General features: G+C 71.8%; 17 protein-coding genes. 7 read left to right on the top strand and 10 right to left on the bottom strand.

The window, feature by feature from the left end:
- Positions 1 to 7 precede the first annotated feature (7 nt).
- Entirely contained in the window at positions 8 to 922 is a 915-nt protein-coding gene (locus tag ACZ5NJ_RS06705) for a LysR family transcriptional regulator (protein ID WP_468763506.1), read from the top strand.
- A 58-nt stretch (positions 923 to 980) separates the two neighbouring features.
- Positions 981 to 2,072, top strand: coding sequence for a DNA polymerase III subunit beta family protein (locus ACZ5NJ_RS06700; RefSeq protein ID WP_468763504.1), 1,092 nt, complete (start codon positions 981 to 983; stop codon positions 2,070 to 2,072).
- A gap of 49 nt (positions 2,073 to 2,121) precedes the next feature.
- Here ACZ5NJ_RS06700 and pepN (ACZ5NJ_RS06695) read toward each other — a convergent pair whose 3' ends face one another.
- Entirely contained in the window at positions 2,122 to 4,689 is a 2,568-nt protein-coding gene (gene pepN / locus ACZ5NJ_RS06695; RefSeq protein ID WP_468763501.1) for an aminopeptidase N, read from the bottom strand.
- Positions 4,690 to 4,851: 162 nt separating this feature from the next.
- A complete protein-coding gene (locus ACZ5NJ_RS06690; RefSeq protein WP_468763498.1) occupies positions 4,852 to 5,880 on the bottom strand; it encodes an aspartate-semialdehyde dehydrogenase in 1,029 nt (342 codons plus the stop codon).
- A 260-nt stretch (positions 5,881 to 6,140) separates the two neighbouring features.
- Here ACZ5NJ_RS06690 and ACZ5NJ_RS06685 point away from each other — a divergent pair, with 260 nt between their 5' ends.
- Complete coding sequence (locus tag ACZ5NJ_RS06685) at positions 6,141 to 7,619, top strand: M28 family metallopeptidase (RefSeq protein WP_468763496.1); 1,479 nt, start codon at positions 6,141 to 6,143, stop codon at positions 7,617 to 7,619.
- Positions 7,620 to 7,701: 82 nt separating this feature from the next.
- Here the strand turns inward: ACZ5NJ_RS06685 and ACZ5NJ_RS06680 are convergent, their stop codons facing one another.
- Positions 7,702 to 11,037, bottom strand: coding sequence for a S8 family serine peptidase (locus ACZ5NJ_RS06680; RefSeq protein WP_468763494.1), 3,336 nt, complete (start codon positions 11,035 to 11,037; stop codon positions 7,702 to 7,704).
- A 273-nt stretch (positions 11,038 to 11,310) separates the two neighbouring features.
- Positions 11,311 to 11,880: a CGNR zinc finger domain-containing protein gene (locus ACZ5NJ_RS06675; RefSeq protein WP_468763492.1), complete on the bottom strand. Its 570-nt coding sequence runs from the start codon at positions 11,878 to 11,880 to the stop codon at positions 11,311 to 11,313.
- Positions 11,881 to 12,003: 123 nt separating this feature from the next.
- On the opposite strand from ACZ5NJ_RS06675, the gene ACZ5NJ_RS06670 reads away from it, so the two are divergent.
- A complete protein-coding gene (locus ACZ5NJ_RS06670; protein WP_468763489.1) occupies positions 12,004 to 12,462 on the top strand; it encodes a VOC family protein in 459 nt (152 codons plus the stop codon).
- Between the two features lie 23 nt (positions 12,463 to 12,485).
- Complete coding sequence (locus ACZ5NJ_RS06665; RefSeq protein ID WP_468763487.1) at positions 12,486 to 13,415, top strand: pyridoxamine 5'-phosphate oxidase family protein; 930 nt, start codon at positions 12,486 to 12,488, stop codon at positions 13,413 to 13,415.
- Here ACZ5NJ_RS06665 and ACZ5NJ_RS06660 read toward each other — a convergent pair.
- Together ACZ5NJ_RS06660 and pepN (ACZ5NJ_RS06655) are read right to left on the bottom strand one after the other, a co-directional pair.
- A complete protein-coding gene (locus tag ACZ5NJ_RS06660; protein WP_468763484.1) occupies positions 13,391 to 14,353 on the bottom strand; it encodes a hypothetical protein in 963 nt (320 codons plus the stop codon). The genes ACZ5NJ_RS06665 and ACZ5NJ_RS06660 overlap by 25 nt on opposite strands.
- 174 nt (positions 14,354 to 14,527) lie before the next feature.
- Positions 14,528 to 17,074 carry an aminopeptidase N gene (gene pepN / locus ACZ5NJ_RS06655; protein WP_468763482.1) on the bottom strand — a complete coding sequence of 849 codons (2,547 nt, stop codon included), beginning with the start codon at positions 17,072 to 17,074 and terminating at the stop codon, positions 14,528 to 14,530.
- A gap of 127 nt (positions 17,075 to 17,201) precedes the next feature.
- On the opposite strand from pepN (ACZ5NJ_RS06655), the gene ACZ5NJ_RS06650 reads away from it, so the two are divergent.
- Positions 17,202 to 17,849 carry a mycothiol-dependent nitroreductase Rv2466c family protein gene (locus ACZ5NJ_RS06650; protein WP_468763480.1) on the top strand — a complete coding sequence of 216 codons (648 nt, stop codon included), beginning with the start codon at positions 17,202 to 17,204 and terminating at the stop codon, positions 17,847 to 17,849.
- A gap of 122 nt (positions 17,850 to 17,971) precedes the next feature.
- On the opposite strand, the gene ACZ5NJ_RS06645 is transcribed toward ACZ5NJ_RS06650, so the two are convergent.
- The 3 genes from ACZ5NJ_RS06645 to ACZ5NJ_RS06635 form a co-directional block, all read right to left on the bottom strand.
- Positions 17,972 to 18,628 carry a superoxide dismutase gene (locus tag ACZ5NJ_RS06645; protein ID WP_468763477.1) on the bottom strand — a complete coding sequence of 219 codons (657 nt, stop codon included), beginning with the start codon at positions 18,626 to 18,628 and terminating at the stop codon, positions 17,972 to 17,974.
- Positions 18,629 to 18,801: 173 nt separating this feature from the next.
- Positions 18,802 to 20,202, bottom strand: coding sequence for an amino acid permease (locus tag ACZ5NJ_RS06640; protein ID WP_468763475.1), 1,401 nt, complete (start codon positions 20,200 to 20,202; stop codon positions 18,802 to 18,804).
- Positions 20,203 to 20,357: 155 nt separating this feature from the next.
- The gene (locus tag ACZ5NJ_RS06635) at positions 20,358 to 21,755 is read right to left on the bottom strand and encodes an amino acid permease (RefSeq protein ID WP_468763473.1); all 1,398 of its coding nucleotides are present in this window, start codon (positions 21,753 to 21,755) and stop codon (positions 20,358 to 20,360) included.
- Positions 21,756 to 22,038: 283 nt separating this feature from the next.
- Here ACZ5NJ_RS06635 and ACZ5NJ_RS06630 point away from each other — a divergent pair, with 283 nt between their 5' ends.
- Positions 22,039 to 22,623 (top strand): biotin transporter BioY, encoded by a 585-nt coding sequence (locus ACZ5NJ_RS06630; protein ID WP_468763470.1) that lies wholly within the window; start codon positions 22,039 to 22,041, stop codon positions 22,621 to 22,623.
- 88 nt (positions 22,624 to 22,711) lie between these two features.
- Here the strand turns inward: ACZ5NJ_RS06630 and ACZ5NJ_RS06625 are convergent, their stop codons facing one another.
- On the bottom strand, positions 22,712 to 24,175 hold the full coding sequence (locus ACZ5NJ_RS06625; RefSeq protein WP_468763468.1) for an amino acid permease: 1,464 nt from the start codon (positions 24,173 to 24,175) through the stop codon (positions 22,712 to 22,714).
- Positions 24,176 to 24,184: the final 9 nt, after the last annotated feature.

The raw sequence follows: 24,184 nt of genomic DNA, 5'->3' as shown, positions 1-24,184 counted from the left end.
TCACCCCGTGACCGACTGGGACATCAAGAAGCTGCGGATCCTGCGGACCCTGGCCGACCGGGGCACCGTGACCGCCACGGCCGAGGCGCTGCACATGACGCCCTCGGCCGTTTCGCAGCAACTGACCAACCTCGCCCGCCAGCTGGGCGTGGCGCTGCTGGAGGCCCAGGGCCGGGGCGTGCGCCTCACCGACGCGGCCCACCTCGTCCTGCGGCACACCGAGGCGGTGTTCGCCCAGCTGGAACGCGCCGGGGCCGAGCTCGCCGGGTACCGGGCCGGCGAGACCGGGGAGGTCCGGGTCGGCGCCTTCTCCACCGCGGTCCCCGCCCTCGTCGTGCCCGCCGTGGCCGCGCTCCGGCGGACCCACCCCGGTGTGGAGGTCCGCGTACGGGAGGCCGAGGCGGCGGAGTCCTGCGAACTGCTGGCCGAGGGGGCCGTCGACCTCGCCGTGTCGCTGGCCGCGCACGCCCCCACGGCCCGGGACCCGCGCTTCACCCGGATCCCGCTGCTGGCCGACCCCCTGGACGTGGCGCTGCCGCCGGACCACCGGCTGGCCGCCGCGCCCGCCCTGCGCCTGGCGGACCTCTCCTCGGAACCCTGGATCTACGGGGGCTCGGGCCCCTGGTCGGAGATCACCCGGACCGCGTGCGAGGCGGCCGGCTTCGTACCGGAACAGGCCCACTCGGCCGCCGGCTGGACCGCGATCCTCGCCCTCGTGGAAGCGGGCATGGGCGTCGCGCTGATCCCCCGCATGGCGGCCGGCCGCGCCACCGGCGTCACCGTCCGCCCGCTCCCGCACGACCGCCCGACCCGCCACGTCATCGCCGCCACGCGCCGCGGCGGCGACGTGGCCCCCGCCGTCGCCCGCGTCCTCGACGCCCTCCGCCGGGCCGCCGGACCGGGCCCGTCGGACGCGCGGTGAGCGCGGCGGCCGGACGGAAGTTGACCCTCGACCTGGTGCAGGGACCACAGTGACGGGCGTGGAGAACACGATGCGCAGTATCGGCGAGACGGCCCGGGACAGCGGCCTCGGGGTGAGCGCCCTGCGGTTCTACGACCGGGCCGGCGTGCTCGTCCCGGCCCGGGTGGACCCGGTCAGCGGCTACCGCTGGTACGGCCCCGAGCAGGTGGACGAGGCCCGCCTGCTGGCGCGGCTGCGCCGGGCGGGCATGCCGCTGGCGGACATCCGGCTCGTCCTGGCCGGCTGGCCCGGCCCGGACACCGGGGTCGTACGGCAGCTGCTCCAGGCCCATCTGCGCCGGCTCGAACACGGCCTGGCCGAGGCGCGCAGCGAGTTCTCCACGGTCCGCTCCCTCTTCGAACGCAAGGAGAACCCCATGGCCCCGCTCAGCACCGCGCACGCCCGGGTGTCCGTACCGGCCGCCGCACTGGCCGCCGCCTTCGACTCGGTCCGCTTCGCGGCCGCCGCCGACCCGGAACTGCCCGCCCTCGGCGGCGTCCTCTTCGACCTCGACGGGCAGAGCCTGCACCTGGTGGCCACCGACCGCTACCGCATCGCGGTCGCCCGGGTCGCCGCCGACGGACACGAGGGGCCCCGCACCCAGGTCGTGGTGCCGTCGCCGCTCGCCGACGCGATGCGGGCGCTGCTCGGCGACTGCGCCACCGCGCTGCTCACCGTGGACGGCGACCGGGTGTCCCTGGAGGCCGGGGACCGCCAGACCGCCGGCACCTGCCCGGACCACGACTACCCCGACTACCGGCGCCTGGTCCGGCTGCCCGCGGGCCGCCGCGCCCTCGTCGACGTGCCGGCCTTCCGCGCGGCCCTGGAGAACGGACCCGTCGTGGCGGGCGAGGGCCGCGACGGCAACGCCTGCGACCTCAGCCTGCTCACGGTGGCCGGCGAGGAGGCGGTCCTCTGCGAGGAGGGCGACGGGGACGCCGACCCGGACCGGGTCGCCGTCAACCGGGCCTACCTGCTGGAGGCCCTCGCCGCGGGCGCCGCGGACCGGCTGCTCCTGGAACTCGGGGCGCCGACGGCCCCGCTGGCCGTCCGCCGCCCCGGGGACGAGACGGCCTTCTCGCTGCTGATGCCGGTCCGCCTGGACGACTGAACCGGCGGCCCGGTGCCCCGCCCCCCGGGGGAGGGCGGGGCGCCGGGGATCAGGCCGCGGCGTCCGCGGCCTGGGCCTTCAGGGCGCGCTCGATGCCCGACCGGGACTCCGAGACCAGACGGCGCAGGGCCGCGTTCGGCTCGGCCGACGCCAGCCACGCGTCCGTCGCGTCCAGGGTCGCCTGCGAGACCTGGAGCGAGGGGTAGAGCCCCACCGCGATCTGCTGGGCGATCTCGTGGCTGCGGCCGTCCCAGACGTCCTTGACCACCGCGAAGTACTTCTGCGTGTACGGCGCGAGCAGCTCGCGCTGGTCGCTCTGCACGAAGCCGACGATCACGGCCTCCTGCACCGCGTTCGGCAGGTCGCCGGACTCCACCACCGCGGCCCAGGCCGCCGCCTTGGCCTCCGCCGTCGGACGCGCGGCCCGCGCCGTCTCGGCGTGCCGCTCACCGGCCGCCGTCGCGTCCCGCTCCAGCTCCGCCGCGATCTCCGGCTCGTCGGCGCGGCCCGTGGCGGCCAGGCGCTCCAGGAACGCCCAGCGCAGCTCGGTGTCCACGACCAGGCCCTCGATGGTCTCCGTACCGGCCAGCAGGCCGGCCAGCAGGTCCAGCTGCCCTTCCGTACGCGCCGTCGCCGCGAACGCGCGGGCCCACGCCAGCTGGTGGTCGCTGCCCGGCTCGGCCGCGCGCATGTGCTCCAGCGTGGCCTCCGTCCAGGCCGCCAGGCCCTGCTCGCGCCACGCCGGGTCGGCGTACACGTCGATGGCCAGCTTCACCTGGCGGTGCAGCGACTGGACGACGCCGATGTCCGACTCCTTGGCGATGCCCGACAGCACCAGCGCCAGGTAGTCGCGCGTCGCCAGCTCGCCGTCGCGGGTCATGTCCCACGCCGACGCCCAGCACAGCGCCCGCGGCAGCGACTCGGTGAAGTCGCCCAGGTGCGCGGTGACGTTGGCCAGCGAGACCTCGTCCAGACGGACCTTGGCGTACGACAGGTCGTCGTCGTTGAGCAGGACCACCGCCGGACGGGCCCGCCCGACCAGCTCCGGCACGTCCGTCAGCTCGCCGTCGATGTCCAGCTCGATCCGGTCCGTGCGGACCAGCCTGCCGCCGTCCAGGTCGTACAGGCCCACCGCGATGCGGTGCGGGCGGAGCACCGGCTCGCCCTTGGCGCCCGCCGGCAGGGCCGGGGCCTCCTGGCGGACCGCGAAGGAGGTGACGACCCCGTCGGCGTCCGTCTCGATCCGCGGGCGCAGCACGTTGATGCCGGCCGTCTCCAGCCACGCCTTCGACCAGGCGGCCAGGTCGCGGCCCGAGGTCTCCTCCAGGGCGCCCAGCAGGTCCGACAGGCGCGTGTTGCCGAACGCGTGCGCCTTGAAGTACGCCTGCACGCCCTTGAAGAAGGCGTCCATGCCGACGTACGCGACGAGCTGCTTGAGCACCGAGGCGCCCTTGGCGTACGTGATGCCGTCGAAGTTGACCAGGACGTCGTCGAGGTCGCGGATGTCGGCCATGATCGGGTGGGTGGACGGCAGCTGGTCCTGCCGGTAGGCCCAGGTCTTCATGGAGTTCGCGAACGTGGTCCAGGCGTGGGGCCACTTCGAGCCCTCGGCGTAGGCCTGGCAGGCGATCGAGGTGTACGTGGCGAACGACTCGTTCAGCCACAGGTCGTTCCACCACTCCATGGTGACGAGGTCGCCGAACCACATGTGGGCGAGCTCGTGCAGGATGGTCTCCGCGCGCACCTCGTACGACGCGTCCGTCACCTTCGACCGGAAGACGTACTGGTCGCGGATGGTGACCGCGCCCGCGTTCTCCATCGCGCCCGCGTTGAACTCGGGCACGAAGAGCTGGTCGTACTTCGCGAACGGGTAGTCGTACGCGAACTTCTCCTGGAACCAGTCGAAGCCCTGCCGGGTGACGTCGAAGATCGCGTCCGCGTCGAGGAACTCGGCGAGCGAGGGGCGGCAGTAGATGCCGAGCGGGACGACCTGGCCGTCCTTGCCCTCGTACGAGCTGTGCACCGCGTGGTACGGGCCCACGATCAGGGCGGTGATGTACGAGGAGATCCGCGGGGTCGGCTCGAAGGCCCACACCCGGTCCTTGGGCTCCGGCGTCGGGGAGTTCGAGATGACCGTCCAGCCCTCGGGGGCCGTCACGGTGAACCGGAATGTCGCCTTCAGGTCGGGCTGCTCGAAGCTGGCGAAGACCCGCCTCGCGTCCGGCACCTCGAACTGGGTGTACAGGTACGCCTGCTGGTCGACCGGGTCGACGAAGCGGTGCAGGCCCTCGCCGGTGTTGGTGTAGGCGCAGTCCGCGACGACGAGGAGCTCGTTGGCCCCGGCGGCCAGGTGGTCCAGGGCGATCCGCGAGTCGCGGAAGACGGCGGCCACGTCCAGGGCCTTGCCGTTCAGTACGACCTCGTGCACGGCCGGCGCGACCAGGTCGATGAAGGTGCCGGCCCCCGCCTCGGCCGACTGGAAGCGCACGGTGGTCGCGGACCGGAAGGTACCGCCCTCCTGCGCGCCGCTGAGATCGAGTTCGATCTCGTACGAGTCGACGGTGAGCAGCTTCGCCCGCTGCTGAGCCTCTTCACGGGTGAGATTCGTGCCAGGCACGCGTTCATCTCCTTTGATGGTGACGTTGCCCGGTCATCCTTCCATGGAGGGCCCGCCCCCGGGCAGGAGTAATCCAGAGGCGAACAGGACGTTTCCCCCTCCCCATGCGAAGGGGCGGCGCCGTCACCGTCACCGTCGCCGCCCCCGTCTGCGCCGCGGGCGTCAGCCGCGCAGCTCCTCGGCCACGAGCTCCGCGATCTGCACCGCGTTCAGCGCGGCGCCCTTGCGGAGGTTGTCGTTGGAGAGGAACAGCGCGAGGCCGTTGTCGACCGTCTCGTCCACCCGGATGCGGCCCACGTACGAGGCGTCGCGGCCGGCGGCCTGGAGGGGGGTCGGGATCTCGGACAGCTCGACGCCCGGGGCGTCCTTCAGCAGCTCGTAGGCGCGCTCGACGCTGATCGGGCGCTCGAAGCGGGCGTTGACCTGGAGGGAGTGGCCCGAGAAGACGGGCACGCGCACGCAGGTGCCGGAGACCTTGAGGCCGGGGATCTCCAGGATCTTGCGGGACTCGTTGCGGAGCTTCTGCTCCTCGTCGGTCTCGAAGGAGCCGTCGTCGACCAGGTTGCCCGCGAGCGGGACCACGTTGTACGCGATCGGGCGCTTGTAGACCGCCGGCTCGGGGAACTCCACCGCGCCGCCGTCGAAGGTCAGCTGGTCGGCGGCCTCGGAGACCGCGCAGGCCTGGCCCTTGAGCTCGGCCACGCCCGCCAGGCCGGAGCCGGAGACGGCCTGGTAGGTGGTGGCGATCAGCGCGGTCAGGCCGGCCTCGTCGTGGAGGGGGCGCAGGACCGGCATCGCGGCCATCGTGGTGCAGTTCGGGTTCGCGATGATGCCCTTGGGGCGGTTCTTGATCGCGTGCGGGTTGACCTCGGAGACCACGAGGGGGACCTCGGGGTGGCCACGCCAGGCGGAGGAGTTGTCGATCACGACGGCGCCCTGGGAGGCGACCTTCTCGGCCAGGGCCTTGGAGGTCGCGCCGCCCGCGGAGAAGAGCACGATGTCCAGGCCGGAGTAGTCGGCGGTGGAGGCGTCCTCGATGGTGATCTCGCGGCCCTGCCACTCCAGGGTCGAGCCGGCGGAACGGGCCGAGGCGAAGAGCCGCAGCTCGTCGACCGGGAACTTCCGCTCGGCGAGGATGCCGCGCATGACTCCGCCGACCTGTCCGGTGGCTCCGACGATTCCGACCCTCACGGTGACTCCTTCGATACGTGGACGCGGGCGCGCGTGAGGCCATCATGCGTTCGACCCCACGAGGCTTGTCCAATCCATTGTCCGAGGTGCGGACAGTGTCGGACCCGTGAACCCCGGTGACGAGTCCATGGCGGGCGTGTTTCAGGGCCGCCGAAGGTCCGATTTGCCTGGTCGAAGCCGGTTAGCGTCCGTTCAGCCGTGATCGTTATCCGGACGCGGCCCACCAGAATCCGAAACCGCCACCCGGGGGGAAGACCACCATGCGGACCATCCGCCGCCGCTCGATACCCGCCCTCGCCGCCCTCGCGGCCGTCACCGTCGCCGCGCCCGTCCTGCTGACCGCCGGCCCGGCCGCCGCCGCCCACCCGCGCGAGGGCCGGCTCGCCAAGGAGCTCGTCGAGGAGGTCACCGCGCGCGGGGCCTACCGCCACCTGGCGAAGTTCCAGCAGATCGCCGACGCCAACGGCGGCAACCGCGCCGCGGGCACGCCGGGCCACGCCGCCTCCGCCGCCTACGTCCACGACACCCTGGAGAAGGCCGGCTACGCGGTCTCGTACCAGGACTTCGACATCTACCAGGCGCACACGAAGACGGAACGGACCACCGTCCTCGGCGACCAGCCGCGCGAGCTGGCCACCGCCGCCTTCACCTTCACCAAGTCCACCCCGGCCGGCGGGCTGACCGCCCCGCTGGCCCTCGCCCGGGTCGACGAGACCCCGGGCTGCACCGCCGACGACTACGCCTCCGGCACCTTCACCGGGAAGATCGCCCTGGTCAAGCGGGGCGCGTGCACCTTCGTGGAGAAGCAGCGGGCCGCCGCCGCGGCGGGCGCGGTGGGCGTGATCGTCTACAACCACAGCGGCACCACCGCGGTCCGCGGCGGGTTCTCCTCCCCCTCCGAGGGGATCATCCCCAGCGCGGGCATCACCCTGGCCGACGGCGAGGCGCTGGCCGCGGCCGCCGCGAAGGGCGAGGTGAAGGTGCGCCTGGACCTGGACCAGGAGCACGTGAAGAAGACCACGCGCAACGTGATCGCCGAGACCAGGGGCGGCCGCGCCGACCGCGTCGTCACGGTGGGCGCGCACCTGGACTCCGTCCCCGAGGGCCCGGGCATCAACGACAACGGCTCCGGCTCGGCCGGCCTTCTCGAAGTGGCCCTCAAGCTTGCCGACGAGGGCGCCAACAAGAAGGGCAAGGGCCCGGCCAACAAGGTGCGCTTCGCCTGGTGGTCGGCGGAGGAGCTGGGCCTGCTGGGCTCCGAGCACTACGTGGGGCAGCTGTCCGCGCAGCAGAAGAAGGACATCGCCCTCTACCTGAACTTCGACATGATCGCCTCGCCGAACCCGGTGCAGTTCGTCTACGACGGCGACGACTCCGACAAGACGGGCGCGGGCGCCGGCCCGGCCGGCTCGGCGCAGATCGAGTCGCTGATCAACGGCTTCCTGGACCGGAAGGGCAAGCCGCACGAGGGCAGCGACTTCGACGGCCGTTCCGACTACGGCCCGTTCATCGAGAACGGCATCCCGGCGGGCGGCACCTTCACCGGCGCCGAGGGCGTCAAGACCGCCGAGCAGGCCAAGCGCTACGGCGGCACCGCCGGGGCCCCGTACGACCCGAACTACCACGGGGCGGGGGACACCCTGAAGAACCTGGACCTCAAGGCGTTCGACACCAACCTGGACGTGATCGCGTACGCGGTGGGCACCTACGCCCAGGACCTGAGCTCGCTCGGGAAGTGACGTAGCGGCCCGAGGGGGGCATGCGGAAGGGGCGGGTGCTCGTCGAGCGCCCGCCCCTTCGTCATGCCTTCAGTTCACGCCCTTACGGGGTGACCTTGTCGATCTGCACGCTGCCGGTGCCGGCGGCGGTGCCGCGGCCGTTGAGCAGCTGGACCTGGCCGAAGAACTGACGGCCCTCGGGGGCCGCGCCGGAGACCAGGACGTTCGCCGAGACCTGCGCGGAGGCGCCGTTGGCGAGGGTGACCGCGGCGGCCTCGTCGACCTGGACGGTGCCCAGGGCGGACGAGAAGTAGACGTCGCGGTAGTCGTACGTGGTGGAGCCGGACGGGACCGCGTAGCCGATCACCTTGACGGTGTAGGTACCGGCGGCGGGCTTGTCGAGGCTCACGGACTCGTCGGAGTCGCCGTCGGCCGAGGAGGCGACCTTCACGCCGTCCTTGTAGACCTCCAGGTCGAGGTCGGCGGCGGCGTCGGAGGTGTGGTTGATGCCGATGTCCAGACGGGAGACGCCCTCACCGATGGTGACGTCGGTGGTCTTGGTCTCGCCGGCGGCGATGGTCGGCTTGTCGACCTTCGCGGAACCGAGCGGGCCGCCCTGGAGCTTGCCGCCGGAGATGGCCGCGCCGGTGTTCTTGACGGTCCACTGGACCGGGGCCGGGGTGCCCTGCTTGACCTCGGGGAGGACCTTGACCGCCGGGTCGAAGCCCGCGCCGAGGACGGAGACGTCCAGCTTGAACGGGTTGTCCAGCAGCGGCGACGTACGGCGCGACTCGACCTCGATCTCCCAGACGCCCGCCTGCGGGTTGTCGTAGGAACGCAGGTCGGGGCGGCACTTGTTGGCCGGGTTGTTGTAGTTCGGGTAGCACTGCGTGGTCGCGCTGTCCTCGACGCCTGTGCCGTACGGGTGGATCGAGATGAAGCGCGTCTGGCTGTCCGCCGCGAGCCCGCCGAGGGCGACCTCGAGGGTCTTGGCGCCCTGCGGGACCGTCACGAAGTACGACTTGTGGCTGTTGCGCTGCACGGAGGAGGTGTCCGAGAGCGAGAACGACGGCTGCGCCAGCGGGGTGGAGGCGACGACCGTGGCCAGGATCTGCTTGTCGATGCCCTCGGTGGTCGGGTCGTCGAGCTGCAGGATGCCGCTGTGGACGCCGGCCGACTTGACGTTGGCCTCGACCTTGATGGTGACCGGCTTGTTCAGCGGCAGCGTGACGTAGTCGTAGCCGCCACCGCCGACGACCTTGAAGGTGCCGTCGTTGTTGCGCCAGCTCAGGTTGTGGCGGGTGCCGTACTTCGGGCCGGTGGTGCGGGTGACGACGACGTCGTAGACCTTCTTCTGGCCGACCTTCAGGCCGCCCTCGCGGTCGTAGAGGCCGGTGCCGAAGCCCGGGGTCTTCAGGAACTGGTCGAGCGCGGTGTCGACCGGGGCCTTGACCGTGAACTCGTTGGCCTTGGCGCCGCGCTGGATGGACTCCCACGCCTTGTTGACGTCGATCAGGCCCGCGCCCTGGGCGTGCGCCGGGACGTCGTCGATCTTCTTCGCGGTGCTGGTCAGCGCCACGCGGAGGTTGGCCGGGGGCAGGGCGATCTTCGCCTGCTTGGCGGCCGAGATCAGCAGGGCGCCGGCGCCCGCCGCCTGCGGCGAGGACATCGAGGTGCCCTGGAGCATCGAGTAGCCGGCCGGCAGGGAGTAGCCCGCCTCCTTGACCGGGCTGCCGGGCAGCCAGGTCTGGGTGGTGTTGATGGCCGCGCCGGGGGCGGTGATGGTCGGCGTGAACCCGCCGTCCTCACGCGGACCGCGCGAGGAGAAGGGGAACATGTTGTACTTCTTGGTCACGCCGGAGCCGTAGTTGGCGGCCCAGGTCTCCTTGGAGACCGCGGCACCCACCGAGATGACCTTGTCGGCGAGGCCGGGGTCGCCGATGGTGTTGACGCCGGGGCCCTCGTTGCCCGCCGAGATGACGAGCTGGACGCCGTAGGTGTCGATGAGGTTCTTGTACAGCTCGGAACGGGCGTTGTTGCCGTCGTTCAGCGCCGGGAGACCACCGATCGACATGTTGACGATGTCGACGCCGCGGTTGACGACGAGGTCGATCATGCCCTCGGTCAGCGCGATGTTGGTGCAGCCGCCGGACCAGGAGCAGGCGCGCGAGGAGACGATCTTCGCGCCGGGCGCCTCGCCGTTCATCTTGCCGCCGAAGAGGCTGTTGGCGGCGGTGATGCCCGCGACGTGCGTGCCGTGCTCGGACTCGATGATGCCGATGTTGACGAAGTCGGCCTTCTTGCCGACCCAGTCCCCGCCGAACGGGTCCATCGGGACGTCCTTGCGGATCTGGATCACGAAGGGGATCCGCTCGGCGACGTCCGTGGCCGGGTTGTCCGTGCCGAAGTAGCCGATCTGGTAGCCGTCCTTGTACGGCTTCATCGGCTCGTTGTTGGTGAAGTCGCCGTCCTGGTCGGTGTCCACGCGGACGGTGCCGGCCACCGGGTCGTACAGCATGCCGAACTTGTCGGTGGTGTCGCCGTCCCGGTTGACGTCGCCCTTCATGTCACCGGTGGCGGTGATCGACTCGCTGAAGCGGCTCCACTGGAAGGTGCCCTCGGGGGCCTTCCAGCTCTGGCCGCCCGCGGAGAAGGTGCCGCCGGCGGAGGTGACCGGGGTGACCTGGGGGCGCCAGGTGGCGTCGTTGTCCAGGATCGGGTCGGTCGCCGTGACCCAGTCGACGATCTTGCGCTCGCCGGTGGTGGTCTTCTGGAGCGCCGGGTGGGCGATGTCGACGCCCGAGTCCAGGATGCCGATGGTGACGCCGCGGCCGTCGGCCTGCGGGTTCTTCTGGACGAAGTCCACCGCGCCGGTCTCGAAGGACGGGTTGTACGGGTTCTTCGCCGGGGTGTTCTTGTCCGGACCGGGGTAGGTCTCGGCGGCGGTCTTCCTGCCCGAACCGTCCTTGCCCGAGTCCGGGCGCGGGTCCGGCAGCTGGATCTCCTGCTTGAGGTCCATGCCGTGCACCGACTCCAGCTTGGCGGCCGCCTTCAGCGCCGCCTCCGCCTTGTCGGTCGGGAGGGTGGCGCGGACGTAGCCCAGCTTGTCGTACGTCTGGCCCACCGAAGCGCCCTGGACGGCGTGCAGCTGGTCGGAGACCTGCTTGGTCTGGCCCGGCGCGGTCGCGACCATGACGGTGACGGTGGCGTCACCCTTGGCCTTGGCCTCCTGGAGCAGTTCGGCGTCGGCCGAACCGAGCTTCTGGTCGGCCGACTTGGTCGGCGCCGCCGTCCGCGGGTCGGTGTCGCCGGTCGCCGCGAAGACGGGTACGGCGCCGGTGGCGCAGAGCGCGGCCACCAGGCCCGCGGCCGCGGCGACGCGGGCCGCGCGCCGGGCGCCGGGTATGGCCCCGGTGGAGCTGGGGGATTCGAGGGTCATCAGCATCCCTGGCTAGAGATCGATACGGTCCGGATTTCGGTGCCGGATGACCGGTCAGCTTTGCGCAAGTGACAGCTGTTTGGGGAGGGATGTCATTGACCGAGACCTGACATGGCGGACACCCGCCAGGGCGGAGTTTCCGCCAGGAGGGACATGCCGGGGCAAGCCGGGGCGACGCGCCTCGGCCGGTGAGTGGATTTATCGACTTACCGGCCTTGTAACGGGGGTGTGTCGGGGTCTGTTCTCACCCCGGGTGTGACAGATTCCGCGCGTTCAGCGCTCGCGCGTGCGCGCGTAGTGGCGCGAGGCCTTGGCGCGGTTGCCGCAGACAGCCATCGAGCACCAGCGTCGGGTGCCGTTGCGCGAGGTGTCGTGGAAGTGCAGGATGCACGTCTCCGAGGCGCACTTGCGGATCCGGTCGGGCGCCGACCGCAGCAGTTCCAGGTAGTCGCGGGCCGCGGTCCAGGCGGGTCCCCAGGAAGGGTCGTCGAACTCGGCCCGTTCGCCCGGGCCCTCGTCGGTGAGGGTGGCCCGGATGCGGCCGTGCTCCAGCACGGCGTCGATCAGCTCGCGGGCGCCGGCGTCCGCCGGGTCCGCGACGGCGCGGGCGAGGGCCTCGCGCGCGGTCAGCAGGTGGACCAGGGTCGACTTGTCGGCGCGGAAGCGGTCGTCCAGTCCCGTGCTCCGCAGCCAGAGGGCCAGCCCCTCCAGCCGGCTCAGGCCGAAGGCCCCGGCGAAGAGGTCGGTGGGCACGCCCTCCGGCCTCCAGCGCGTGTTCACCAGGTCGAGGGCGAGCGGCTCCCCGGTGAGCGGACGGGGGTCCGCCGTCGGTACTGCCGTCATGTCCGCCTCCTCCTCGTGCCGCTAACCCCTCAAGGGTACGTGACCGGTTGACGTGAGGATCTCTAACTCCTAATCTTGCTTTAGCAGGTTAGAACACCGGATGTCCTCGGGGAAGGAACCCTCATGACCACCACCACCGGCACGCTCCGCACCGGGCACGTGGGCCTCAACGTCACCGACCTGGAGCGCTCGCTCGCCTTCTACCGGGACGCCCTGGGCTTCGACCTGCTCGGCGAGGGCAAGGAGGACGGCCGCCGCTTCGCCTTCCTGGGCCGGGACGGGGCGCTCGTCCTCACCCTCTGGCAGCAGGCGGAGGGCCGGTACGCGCCGCGGGCGGCCGGACTGCACCACCTGGCCTTCTCCGCCGGGGCCATCGAGGAGGTCCGGGCGTACGAGGACCGGCTGCGCGGCCTGGGCGTGGACTTCGCCTACGAGGGCGTCGTCGCCCACCGCGAGGGCGCGGCCTCCGGCGGGATCTTCTTCCACGACCCGGACGGCACCCGGCTGGAGATCTCCGTGCCGACCGGCGCGGAGGGCGCACCCGCCCCCTCTGAGTCGGCTCCCACCTGCGGTTTCTTCTAAAGAGTCGGGAAGTGAGGGTCGTCATGGACCGGTACCACCAGGGCTCGCTGGCCGTGCAGGAACGGGTCGGCGTCCGCGAGCTCGCCGAGCACGTCGGCCGCTCCATCGGCCCGGGCATCCGGGACGTGGCGGCCGCCTTCCTCACCCTCCAGCCCCACCTCGTCGTCGGCGCCGCCGACGGCGCGGGACGGCTGTGGGCCTCGCTGCTCACCGGCCCGCCGGGCTTCGTCCGGGCCACCGGACCGGACCGGATGGCGGTCCGCGGCGGCCTGCCGGACGGGGATCCCCTCGCCGGGGCGCTGGCCTCCGACGGGACGCGGATCGGCACGATCGCCCTCGACCCGCGCACCCGGCGCCGGATGCGGCTCAACGGGACCCTCGCGGTGACGGCCGGGGGCTTCGCGGTGACGGCCGAGGAGGTCTTCTCCAACTGCCCGAAGTACCTGCAGAAGCGGCAGCCGCTGGAGCGGGTGGCCGAGGGGCCCGGAACCGTACGGCGCTCCGCGGCGCTCACCCCGGACCAGGAGCGGGCCGTCCGCGCGGCCGACACCTTCTTCATCGCCACCACGGCGGACGCGGGCGGGGCCGACGCGAGCCACCGGGGCGGGATGCCGGGCTTCGTGGAGGTGCTCTCGCCCACCGAGCTGAGCTGGCCGGACTATCCGGGCAACGCGATGTTCCTGACGCTGGGCAACCTCGCCCTCGACGAGCGGGCCGGGCTGCTCTTCCCCGACTGGGAGGGCGGCGGGCTGCTCCAGCTGAGCGGGCGGGCCCGGACCGGGTACGGGGCCGACGGGAGCCGAAGCGTCCGGTTCCGGGTGGAGGCGGTGGTGGAGAGCCTGCATCCGGGGCGGCTGCGCTGGAGCGCCCCGGAGTACTCCCCGGCCAACCCGGCCAACCCGGCCAACCCGGCCCTCCCGGGCGGCCCTCACCGGGGCAGGACGACCAGGTAGGCGGCGGGCTCGCGGTCGTAGGACGCCGTCAGGGCGGTCCGGACCACCGCGGCCTGCTGCTCGGGCCAGTCGCGCAGCTTGCGCGGGGTCAGGTAGAGGACGGTCACGCCGAGCCGCTCCAGGGTCTCCCGCTTGCGGACGGCCTCGGCGAAGTCCTCGTCCTCCCCCTGGCGCGGGGCCCGGGTGTCGATCTCGACGGCCACGGCCTGCTCGGGCCAGTACGCGTCCACCCCGCCCAGGTGCGGGCCGCCGGGCAGCCGCAGGTCCACGTTCCAGACCGGCTCGGGGAGCTCGTAGCCCCGTACCAGCTGGTACAGCCGGTCCTCCGCGATGGCCCGGCCCTCGGCGAGCAGGGACTCGACGGCGTCGATCACGTGCGGCCGGTTCAGCAGCCGGGCCACCGTCAGCTCCCGTACGACGGCGGCCGGTTCGCAGTGTCCTGCGCGGACGGCCTCGCTGAGGATGCGGCGCACCGCGTCGGCGTCGTCGAGCTGGGCGACGGCGTCGGCGACGGCCCGGGCCACCGGGGCCACGGGCACCCCGGTGATCTCCAGCGGCCGCGGCGGGGTGTGGGCGCGCACGACGCGCACGTCGCCGGTGGAGCGCAGCCGGCGGGTGTGGGGGACGAGGACGTCGATGTGCGGGAGGGAGAGCAGGGCGGGGGTGGCGGAGAACCGGTAGAGCGCGAGGGCGGCCAGCCCGGTGATCATGGCCTCGTCGTTGCCGCGCTTGCCCGCGTACAGGAGGGCGGCGTGCAGGCGCTCCTCGCTCGTCGCCGGACCGGAGTGCAGCAGGAACACCCCGGGCAGCACCTGCTGCCACGGCCGGCCGGCGGCCTCGGCGGCGCTGACGCCGTGCTCGCGCAGCTGGGCGAGGGTGAGCACGCGGGGGCGGCTGGCGGTGAGGTGGGCGAGGGGGAGCGGTGCGTTCTGGTTCATGACAGGGTGATTCCCTCAGGCCATGGCCTTGCTAACGCCTGTTACACGCTCGTCGACAAATCCGGACAAGACGGGGCTAAAGTACGGACGTTCGACTGCCGATAGCCCATCGCCGCCCCCACGCGAACCGCCCCGCCCGGCGGTGCCGGACGGGGCGGAGCGGACCCCTGGGGGTTACGCGTCGTGGGACTGGGCGCGCAGGGCCCGGGCCAGGTCGTCCCGGGACTCCACCACCAGGCGGCGCAGCGCGGGGGCCGCGTCCGGACGGGCCGCCAGCCAGGCGTCCGTCGCGTCCAGCGTGGCCTGCGAGTCCTGGAGCACCGGGTACAGCCCCTTCACCACGTCGATGCCGATCTGGATCGAACGCTCCGCCCAGATCCGCTCGATCACCTCGAAGTACCGCCCGGCGTACGGGGCGAGCAGCTCCCGCTGCGAGGGCTGCTGCATGCCGCCGATGGTCGCCTCGACCAGCGCGTTCGACAGCGCGTCCGACTCGACCACCACCGCCCACGCCTGGTCCTTGACCGCCGCCGACGGCCGCGCGGCCAGGCACCGCACCTGGTGCCGCTTGCCCGAGGCGGTGTCGTCGCGGACCAGCTCGGCCGCGAGCACGGCCTCGTCGACCACGCCGTGCGCGGCCAGCGGCAGCAGGAAGTCCCAGCGCAGCTCCTGGTCCACCTCCAGCCCGTCGATCCGCGCCGAACCCTCCAGCAGCCCCAGCAGCAGCTGGAAGTCGCCCTCGCTGGCCGCGCTCGCCGCGAAGAACCGGGCCCAGGTCAGCTGGTGCTCGGAGCCCGGCTCGGCCAGCCGCAGCTCGTGCAGCGCGCCCGCCGCGAGCTCCCGGCCGCCCTGCTCGCGCCAGCCGGGCGCCGCGTAGTGGGTGACCGCGCTCAGCGCCTGGGCGTGCAGCTGCTGGAGCACGCCGACGTCGCTCTCGCGGCCCGCGTGGGCCAGCACCAGCGACAGGAAGTCCCGGGCCGGCATCAGCGCGTCCCGCGTCAGGTTCCACAGCGCCGACCAGCACAGCGCGCGGGCCAGCGGGTCCGTGAGGTCGCCCAGGTGGCCGCGGAGCGTGGCCAGCGAGGCCTCGTCGAAGCGGATCTTGCAGTACGTGAGGTCCTCGTCGTTGACCAGGACCAGGTCGGGCCGTTCCAGCCCGGCCAGCTCCCCGACCACCGTGCGCACGCCCGCCACGTCGGCCTCCGCCCGCGCGTAGCGCACCAGCGACCCGTCGGCCTCCAGCCGGTACAGGCCCACCGCGACCCGGTGGGGGCGCAGCTCGTCGCCCTCCTGGACCACGGCCAGCTCGGTCAGCCGGCCGGCCGCGTCGGTGGTGACCTGCGGGGTCAGCGCGTTGACGCCGGCCGTCTGGAGCCAGGCCCGCGACCACTCGGCCATGTCCCGCCCGGAGACCTCGCCGAGCACCGACAGCAGGTCGTCCAGGGTGGTGTTGCCGTACGCGTGCGCCTTGAAGTAGCGCCGCGCGCCGTCCAGGAAGGCGTCCCGGCCCACGTACGCGACGAGCTGCTTGAGGACGGCCGCGCCCTTGGCGTAGGTGATCCCGTCGAAGTTCAGCTTGGCGTCCTCCAGGTCACGGATGTCGGCCGTGATCGGGTGGGTGGACGGCAGCTGGTCGGCCCGGTAGGCCCACGCCTTGCGGTTGTTGGCGAAGGTGACCCAGGCCTGGTCGAAGCGGGTGGCCTCGACCAGCCCGAAGGAGCCCATGAAGTCGGCGAAGGACTCCTTCAGCCACAGGTCGTCCCACCACTTCATGGTGACCAGGTCGCCGAACCACATGTGCGCCATCTCGTGCAGGATGACGTTCGCGCGCCGCTCGTAGGAGGCCTGCGTCACCTTGCCGCGGAAGATGTACTCCTCGCGGAAGGTCACCATGCCCGGGTTCTCCATGGCGCCCAGGTTGTACTCGGGCACGAAGGCCTGGTCGTACTTCCCGAAGGGGTAGGGGTAGTCGAAGATCTCGTGGAAGAGGTCGAAGCCCTGCTTGGTGACGAGGAAGACGTCGTCCGCGTCGAAGTGCTTCGCCAGCCCCTTGCGGCACATCGCGCCCAGCGGGATCGTCAGGTCCCCGCGCGTGTAGGTGTCCGTGACGTAGTGGTAGGGGCCCGCCACCACGCAGGTGATGTACGTGGAGATCGGCGCGGTCTCGGCGAAGCGCCACACGCCGCCCTCGCGGGACTCCTCCGCGCCGTTGCTCCAGACCGTCCAGCCCTCGGGGGCGGCCACCTCGAAGCGGTAGGGCGCCTTCAGGTCGGGCTGCTCGAAGTTCGCGTACACCCGCCGGGCGTCCGCCGGCTCGTACTGGGTGTAGAGGTAGACCTCGCCGTCCTCCGGGTCGACGAAGCGGTGCATGCCCTCGCCGGTCCGGCTGTAGGCGCAGTTCGCGTCGACGACCAGGACGTTCTCGGCGGCCAGGCCGTCCAGGGCGATCCGCGTCCCGTCGAAGACGGCCGCCGGGTCCAGGGCGCGCCCGTTGAGGGTGACGGCGTTCACCGAGGGGGCGATCAGATCCGCGAACGAGGAAGCGCCCGGCTCCGCGGCGCGGAAGCGCACGGTCGTCACCGAGCGGAACGTCCGGGGGCCCTCGGCCGGTTCGGCCTCGTCCACCGCGGACCTCAGGTCGAGGACCACCTCGTACCCGTCGACGGACAGCAGCTCGGCCCGCGCACGGGCTTCGTCGCGGGACAGATTCTCACCGGGCACGTGGCACTCCTTCGTGCGTGATCGCTTCTTCGGTCGAATCCTCCCACGGAGGGAATGCGTGCGGTTCCGGCCCGGTTGGCCAGAAGGAACACGCCCCAGAGACGCCCGATGTGACCCGAGGAGAGACATGACCGACACCCAGGTGCGCGAGAAGACCCCGGTCGACTTCTGGTTCGACCCGATCTGCCCCTGGGCCTGGATGACCTCCCGTTGGATGCTGGAGGTCGAGAAGGTCCGTGACGTCGAGGTCCGCTGGCACGTGATGAGCCTGGCCGTTCTCAACGAGAACAAGCTCGAAGAGCTGCCCGAGCGCTACCGCGAGATCCTCGGCCCCAAGGGCTGGGCCCCGGTACGCGTGGTGATCGCCGCCCAGCAGAAGTTCGGCGAGGAGGTCACCGGCAAGCTGTACACGGCCCTCGGCACGAAGATCCACAACGAGGACCGCGGTGCGACCCGCGAGGTCATCGCCGACGCCCTGGAGGAGGTCGGCCTGCCGGCCGAGCTGCTCGCCTACGCCGACTCCGACGAGTACGACCAGGTACTGCGCGACTCCCACAACGACGGCATCGACCGCGTCGGCCAGGAGGTCGGCACCCCGGTGATCTCCGTGCCCGGCGCCGACGGCGAGGAGGTCGCCTTCTTCGGTCCCGTCGTCACCCCGGCCCCGCGCGGCGAGGCCGCCGCCCGCCTGTGGGACGGCACCCTGCTGGTCGCCTCCACCCCGGGCTTCTACGAGATCAAGCGCACCCGCACCAAGGGCCCGTCCTTCGAGTAGTCCGCGGCCCCGCACACAGGAGACCCCCGTGAGTCACGTCCTCACGGGGGTCTTCCGCTCACCACGCCCGCACGCGAAGGCTGAGAAGACGATCACGAGGCGGGCGGCCTGCGGGGTGCCGCTCAGCCCTTGACGGGGATCAGCAGCGGGGTGTTCGCCTTGGCGTCGGCGTAGCGGCGGGCCACGTCCTGCCAGTTGACGACGTTCCACATGGCCTCGATGAAGTCCACCTTCTGGTTCTTGTACTGCAGGTAGAAGGCGTGCTCCCAGGCGTCGAAGACCAGGATCGGCGTGCTGGCCACGCCCACGTTGCCCTGGTGGTCGTAGACCTGCTCGACGACCAGGCGGCCGCTGACGGGCTCGTACGCGAGCACGCCCCAGCCGGAGCCCTGGGTGGCCGAGGACGCGAAGGTCAGCTGCTTCTTGAACTTCTCGAAGGAGCCGAAGGACTCGGTGATCGCGTCGGCGAGGTCGCCCACCCCGTCGGCCGCGGTCGGCTCGCCGCCGCCCTCACCGGTCTTCGGGCTGGCCATGTTGTGCCAGTAGATGCTGTGCAGGATGTGGCCGGAGAGGTGGAACGCCAGGTTCTTCTCCAGCCCGTTCAGCGCGCCCCAGTTCTCCTTCTCGCGCGCCTCCGCCAGCTGCTCCAGCGTGTTGTTGGCGCCCGTGACGTAGGCGGCGTGGTGCTTGTCGTGGTGCAGCTCGATGATCTGCGGGTTGATCACCGGTTCGAGCGCCGCGTAGTCGTAAGGAAGCTCAGGAAGCGTGTAGATGGCCATGCGTGTATCCGGTCCCCTCGGCGTGCCAATCGCTAATTGCAATTAATGCGCAACTGCACGCTAGCAGTATCTATTCCACGCCACGCGCAAGGGTCGCCCGGGTACGAAGAGAGGCGGACCCCGTGCCGCACACGGGATCCGCCTCGAAGGGGGACGGGGGAGCCGCCGGTCCGTCAGGTCCGGCCCGCCGCCCGGCGCTGCACCGCGTACCCGGTCGCCGCCAGGGCCACCGCGAGCCCGCCGGTGAACAGCACCTGCGTACGGGTGTCCTCGCCCACGGCCATCAGCACCAGCACCCCGGCGACCCCGGCCAGCGCCACCCACGTCAGGTACGGGAAGCCCCACATCCGCACGGTCAGCTTCTCGGGGGCCTCCCGCTCCATCCGCCGGCGCAGCACGGCCTGCGAGACCGCGATGAAGCCCCAGACGATGAGGATGACCCCGCCGACCATGTTCAGCAGCCAGGCGAACAGGGTGTCCGGGTACCAGTACGACAGCAGGACGGTGAGGAACCCGAACCCGCAGGAGGCGAGCACCGCCCGGCGCGGGACGCCGCCCGAGACCTTGCCCAGCGCCCTGGGGCCCTGGCCCCGGGAGACCAGCGAGTGGGCCATGCGCGAGGAGCCGTAGATGTTGGCGTTCATCGCGGACAGCAGGGCGACCAGGATGACGACGTTCATGATCTGGCCGGCCGCCGGGATGCCCAGGTGGTCCAGGGTCGCGGCGTACGGGCCCTCCTCGGTGACCGCCGGGTCGTTCCAGGGCAGCAGGGTGACGATCACCAGCATCGAGCCGACGTAGACGATCGCGATCCGCCACATGGTGGTGCGCACGGCCTTGGCCACGCCCCGCACCGGGTCGTCCGACTCCGCCGCCGCGATGGTCACCGTCTCCAGGCCGCCGTACGCGACGACCGAGGCCAGGACGCCGACGAGCAGCCCGTCGACCCCGTGGGGCAGGAACCCGCCGTCGTGCGCCAGGTTGGCGGCGCCGGGGGAGGAGGTCCCGGGCAGCAGGCCCAGCACGGCGAGCACGCCCAGGCCCAGGAAGAGCGCGATGGCGCCGATCTTCAGGGCGGCGAACCAGAACTCGAACTCGCCGAAGTTGCGCACCGCGCCCAGGTTGCTGCCGCAGAACAGCGCCATGAACACCAGCACCCACAGCCACGACGGGGTGCCCGGGAACCAGCCCGTCACGATGTGCGCCGCGCCGATGGCCTCGATGGCCACGCCCACGCACAGCAGGGTCCAGAACATCCAGCCCGCCGTGAACCCGGCCCAGGGGCCGATCGCCCGCTCGGCGTGCACCGAGAAGGAGCCCGACGCCGGATTGGCCGCCGACATCTCGCCGAGCATCCGCATCACGAACAGCACCAGCAGGCCGGACACCGCGTACGCGAGCACGATCGAGGGTCCCGCGGCCGCGATGCCGGCGCCCGAGCCGACGAAGAGGCCGGCGCCGATGACCCCGCCGAGGGCGATCATCGAGAGGTGGCGTTGCTTGAGGCCGTTGCCGAGGGGGGATCCGGGCGCGGACGGCCGCAGTTCGGGAGGCGTGATGGTGCTCTGACTCATGGGCCCAGTCTGCCGACCGTCCGTTTATCGGACGTTCGCTGTTCAGCATCCGGACACTCGGCTCACGCGGCGTGACCGCGTCCGCGCACGGCACGCAAGCGGCCCGGGACCGAGGTCCCGGGCCGCTCCGGCGTCCTTCCGCAGGTGACGGGGGCTCAGCCCCGGCGCGCCCGGACCTCCCGGTACCCGGCCACGAGCAGCACCACGGCCGCCGCACCCGTGGACCACAGCAGCTGCGGCCGCGCCGAGTCGTCGAACAGCATCAGCACCAGCACCGCCGCCATCCCCAGCAGCGCCGCCCACGTCAGGTACGGGAACGCCCACATCGGCAGCGTCAGACGCTCCGGCATCTCCCGCTCCAGCCGGGGCCGCAGCCGCAGCTGCGAGACCGCGATCAGCGCCCACACGAACAGCAGCACCGCGCCCACCGCGTTGAGCATGTAGAGGAACACCGTGTCCGGCCACAGCAGGTTCAGCACCACCGACACGAACCCGAACACCACCGACGCCAGCACCGCCCGGCGCGGCACCCCGCCGCCCGAGACCTTCAGCAGCGCCTTCGGCGCCTCACCCCGCTCGGCCAGCGAGAAGACCATGCGCGAGGAGCCGTACAGGTTCGCGTTCAGCGCCGACAGCAGTGCCACGAACACCACGATGTTCATGATCTGACCGGCCGCCGGGATCCCGATCGAGTCGAGCACCGCCACGTACGGGCTCTCGCCGGGCTTGAGCGAGTCCCACGGCAGCAGGGTCACGATGACCAGCATCGAGCCGACGTAGAAGAAGAGGATGCGCCACACCGCGCTGCGCACCGCGCGGGACACCGACCGGGCCGGGTCGTCGGACTCGGCGGCCGCGATGGTGACGACCTCCAGGCCGCCGAAGGCGAAGACGACCGCGAGCATGCCGGCGACCACCCCGCCCATCCCCTTGGGGAAGAAGCCGCCCTGCCCGCTCAGGTTGGCCAGGCCCACCGGCTCGGTGTCCGGCAGCAGGCCGAAGACCGCCAGCGTGCCCAGGATCAGGAACAGCACGATCGCGCCGACCTTCAGCGCGGCGAACCAGAACTCGAACTCGCCGAAGTTCCGCACGGCGGCCAGGTTGGTGAGGGTGAAGACGACCATGAACAGCAGCACCCACACCCACTGGTCGACCGACGGCAGCCAGCCGTGCGCGATCTTCGCGGCGCCGGTCGCCTCCACGGCGAGCACCACGACCAGGAGGAACCAGTACAGCCAGCCCGCCGAGAAGCCCGCCCAGCGCCCCAGGGCCTTCTCCGCGTAGACCGAGAAGGAGCCGGAGGCGGGCATCGCCGCCGACATCTCGCCGAGGGCCCGCATCACCAGCATCGCGAGCGCGCCCGCGAGCAGGTACGAGCAGATGATCGCGGGGCCGGCGATGCCGATGCCGGCGCCGGAGCCGACGAAGAGCCCGGCGCCGATCACGCCGCCGAGGCCCAGCATGGTCAGGTGGCGCTGCTTGAGGCTGTGGCTCAAGGGTTCCGGGGGCAGACCGCCCTCGGTGACGGACGGTTCGGGCAATGGGTCGCGCATGAGGAGTGCTCGTACTCTCGGTCGGCCAAGCGGCGCTGGGGGCTGCGCAAGGGATTGGCGGGACCCTACAGTCTCACTGGAGGGCGCCCGTGGGAGCAAAAAGGATGTGTCGCCGGATGTTCCCCGTGACGGGGATCACTCCAACTCGGGTGTAGGGCGTGGGCTTTGTGTGGTCCCCACCAAACCGGACAGTATGCCTTTGTCCCGGCCGGCGGTGGGGCGGCGCGGCGGGGCGCACTAGCGTCACGGTGTCCCGTCCACCACCACCCCGCGGAGCCCCCTCATGAGCACTGCTTCCGTCTCCTTCCGCCCCGGCGCCGTCCTGGCCGACCTGCTGCCCGCGAGCCGCGTCCGCGACCTCGCACTCGTCGTCGGCGGAGCCGCGCTCACCGGTCTGGCCGCCCAGGTCTCCGTACCCGTTCCCGGCTCTCCCGTCCCGGTCACCGGCCAGACCTTCGCCGCCCTGCTCGTGGGCACCGCCTTCGGCGCCCGCCGCGGCTTCCTCGCCCTCGGCCTGTACGCCGCCCTGGGCGCGGCCGGCCTGCCCTGGTTCGCGGGCGGCACCTCCGGCGCCGGCGGCGCCTCCTTCGGCTACGTCCTCGGCATGCTGCTGGCCGCCACCGTCGTCGGCGCCCTCGCGCGGCGCGGCGCCGACCGCTCGGTGCTGTTCACGGCGGGCACGATGGTGCTCGGCTCCGCCGTGATCTACGCGGTGGGCGTGCCGTACCTGATGGCCGCCACCGGGATGTCCCTCTCCGCGGCCGTCGCCGCGGGCCTGACCCCGTTCCTGATCGGCGACGCCCTCAAGGCCGCGCTGGCCATGGGCGCCCTGCCGGCCGCCTGGAAGCTGGCCGGCCGCCGCGGCTGACCCGTACGGACTTTCCGCCGGCGCCTGCGCGGCAGCCCCGGACCGCGAGCGGGCGGTCCGGGGCTGCCGACGTCTGCGAGGGGTCCGGTCAGACCGCGTCGGCCACGGTGTCGGCCACGGCCTCGGCCGCGAGCTCGCCCTTGCGGCGCGCGTTGCGCACCACGCCGATCCCGATCACGACGGCCGCGACGAGCAGGGAGTACAGCACCGTCTCGCGGTTGTCCTTGTCGTAGACCATGTAGCCGAGGACGAAGGTGATCATCGCGGCGGTGGCCCACGTCAGGTACGGGAAGAGCCACATCTTCACGGTGACCTTCTCCGGCGCCTCGCGCATCAGGATCCCGCGCATCCGCAGCTGGGTCAGGCAGATGACCAGCCACACGAAGAGCGCGATGGCACCCGAGGAGTTCAGCAGGAAGTTGAACACCGTGTCCGGGGACGTGTAGTTGAAGTAGACGGCGATGAAGCCGAAGACCACCGAGCCCAGGATGGCGACCGTCGGCACGCCGTTCTTGCTGGTCTTGGCGAAGGCCTTGGGCGCGTCACCGCGCTCGCCCAGCGAGAACGCCATGCGGGAAGCGGTGTAGAGGCCCGAGTTCAGGCAGGACAGCACGGCCGTCAGGACGATCACGTTCATGATCTGGCCGGCGTGCGCGATGCCTATCGAGTCCAGGGCGGCGACGTACGAGCCCTTCTCGACGATCGACTTGTCGTTCCACGGCAGCAGGGTGAGGACGACGAAGATCGAGCCCAGGTAGAAGACGCCGATGCGCCAGATCACCGAGTTGGTGGCCTTGGTGACCGCGCGGCGCGGGTCCTCGGACTCGCCGGCCGCCAGGGTGACGATCTCGCTGCCCATGAAGGAGAAGACGACCATCAGCACACCGGTGAGGACCGAGCCCCAGCCGCCCGGCATGAAGCCGCCGGCGTCGGTGAGGTGGGCGAAGCCCGCGCCCGGGTTGTCGGAGCCCGGCAGGACGCCGAAGACGGCGAGCATGCCGACGATCACGAAGGCGCCGATGGCGACGACCTTGATGCCCGCGAACCAGAACTCGAACTCGCCGTAGGAGGCGACGGAGCCCAGGTTGGTGGCGGTCAGGACGACCATCACGATCAGGGCCCAGGCCCACTGCGGGACGGCCGGGACCCAACCTTCGAGGATCTTCGCGCCGGCGGTCGCCTCGACGGCGAGCACGACGACCCAGAAGAACCAGTACAGCCAGCCGATGGAGAAGCCGGCCCAGCGGCCGAGCGCCCGGTCGGCGTACGCGGAGAACGAGCCCGAGTTCGGGCTGGCGGCGGCCATCTCGCCGAGCATCCGCATCACGAAGACGACCATCGCCCCGACGAGCAGGTACGAGATCAGGATGGCGGGGCCGGCCTTGGCGATACCGCCGCCGGAGCCGACGAACAGGCCGGCGCCGATGACACCGCCGATGGCGATCATGGAGAGGTGGCGGTTCTTGAGACCGGCCTTGAGACCGTCGGAGGGCTGGGTGGAACCGGGTTCGCCGGGGCCGCCTGCCTTCTGAAGGGTCGTCGTCGTGCTCATGGACGAATC

This window comes from Streptomyces sp. NPDC032091 (genome assembly GCF_055580265.1).
The sequence above is the reverse complement of the archived record's forward strand: the minus strand, read 5'-3'. Positions and strand labels throughout refer to the sequence as shown.

What these genes read in the sequence shown, in the direction of transcription:
- ACZ5NJ_RS06685 (WP_468763496.1), top strand. Translation starts at nt 6,141, where the DNA reads ATGCGGACCATCCGCCGCCGCTCGATACCCGCCCTCGCCGCCCTCGCG.
- ACZ5NJ_RS06680 (WP_468763494.1), bottom strand. Translation starts at nt 11,037, where the DNA reads ATGACCCTCGAATCCCCCAGCTCCACCGGGGCCATACCCGGCGCCCGG.
- ACZ5NJ_RS06675 (WP_468763492.1), bottom strand. Translation starts at nt 11,880, where the DNA reads ATGACGGCAGTACCGACGGCGGACCCCCGTCCGCTCACCGGGGAGCCG.
- ACZ5NJ_RS06670 (WP_468763489.1), top strand. Translation starts at nt 12,004, where the DNA reads ATGACCACCACCACCGGCACGCTCCGCACCGGGCACGTGGGCCTCAAC.
- ACZ5NJ_RS06665 (WP_468763487.1), top strand. Translation starts at nt 12,486, where the DNA reads ATGGACCGGTACCACCAGGGCTCGCTGGCCGTGCAGGAACGGGTCGGC.
- ACZ5NJ_RS06660 (WP_468763484.1), bottom strand. Translation starts at nt 14,353, where the DNA reads ATGAACCAGAACGCACCGCTCCCCCTCGCCCACCTCACCGCCAGCCGC.
- ACZ5NJ_RS06650 (WP_468763480.1), top strand. Translation starts at nt 17,202, where the DNA reads ATGACCGACACCCAGGTGCGCGAGAAGACCCCGGTCGACTTCTGGTTC.
- ACZ5NJ_RS06645 (WP_468763477.1), bottom strand. Translation starts at nt 18,628, where the DNA reads ATGGCCATCTACACGCTTCCTGAGCTTCCTTACGACTACGCGGCGCTC.
- ACZ5NJ_RS06640 (WP_468763475.1), bottom strand. Translation starts at nt 20,202, where the DNA reads ATGAGTCAGAGCACCATCACGCCTCCCGAACTGCGGCCGTCCGCGCCC.
- ACZ5NJ_RS06635 (WP_468763473.1), bottom strand. Translation starts at nt 21,755, where the DNA reads ATGCGCGACCCATTGCCCGAACCGTCCGTCACCGAGGGCGGTCTGCCC.
- ACZ5NJ_RS06630 (WP_468763470.1), top strand. Translation starts at nt 22,039, where the DNA reads ATGAGCACTGCTTCCGTCTCCTTCCGCCCCGGCGCCGTCCTGGCCGAC.
- ACZ5NJ_RS06625 (WP_468763468.1), bottom strand. Translation starts at nt 24,175, where the DNA reads ATGAGCACGACGACGACCCTTCAGAAGGCAGGCGGCCCCGGCGAACCC.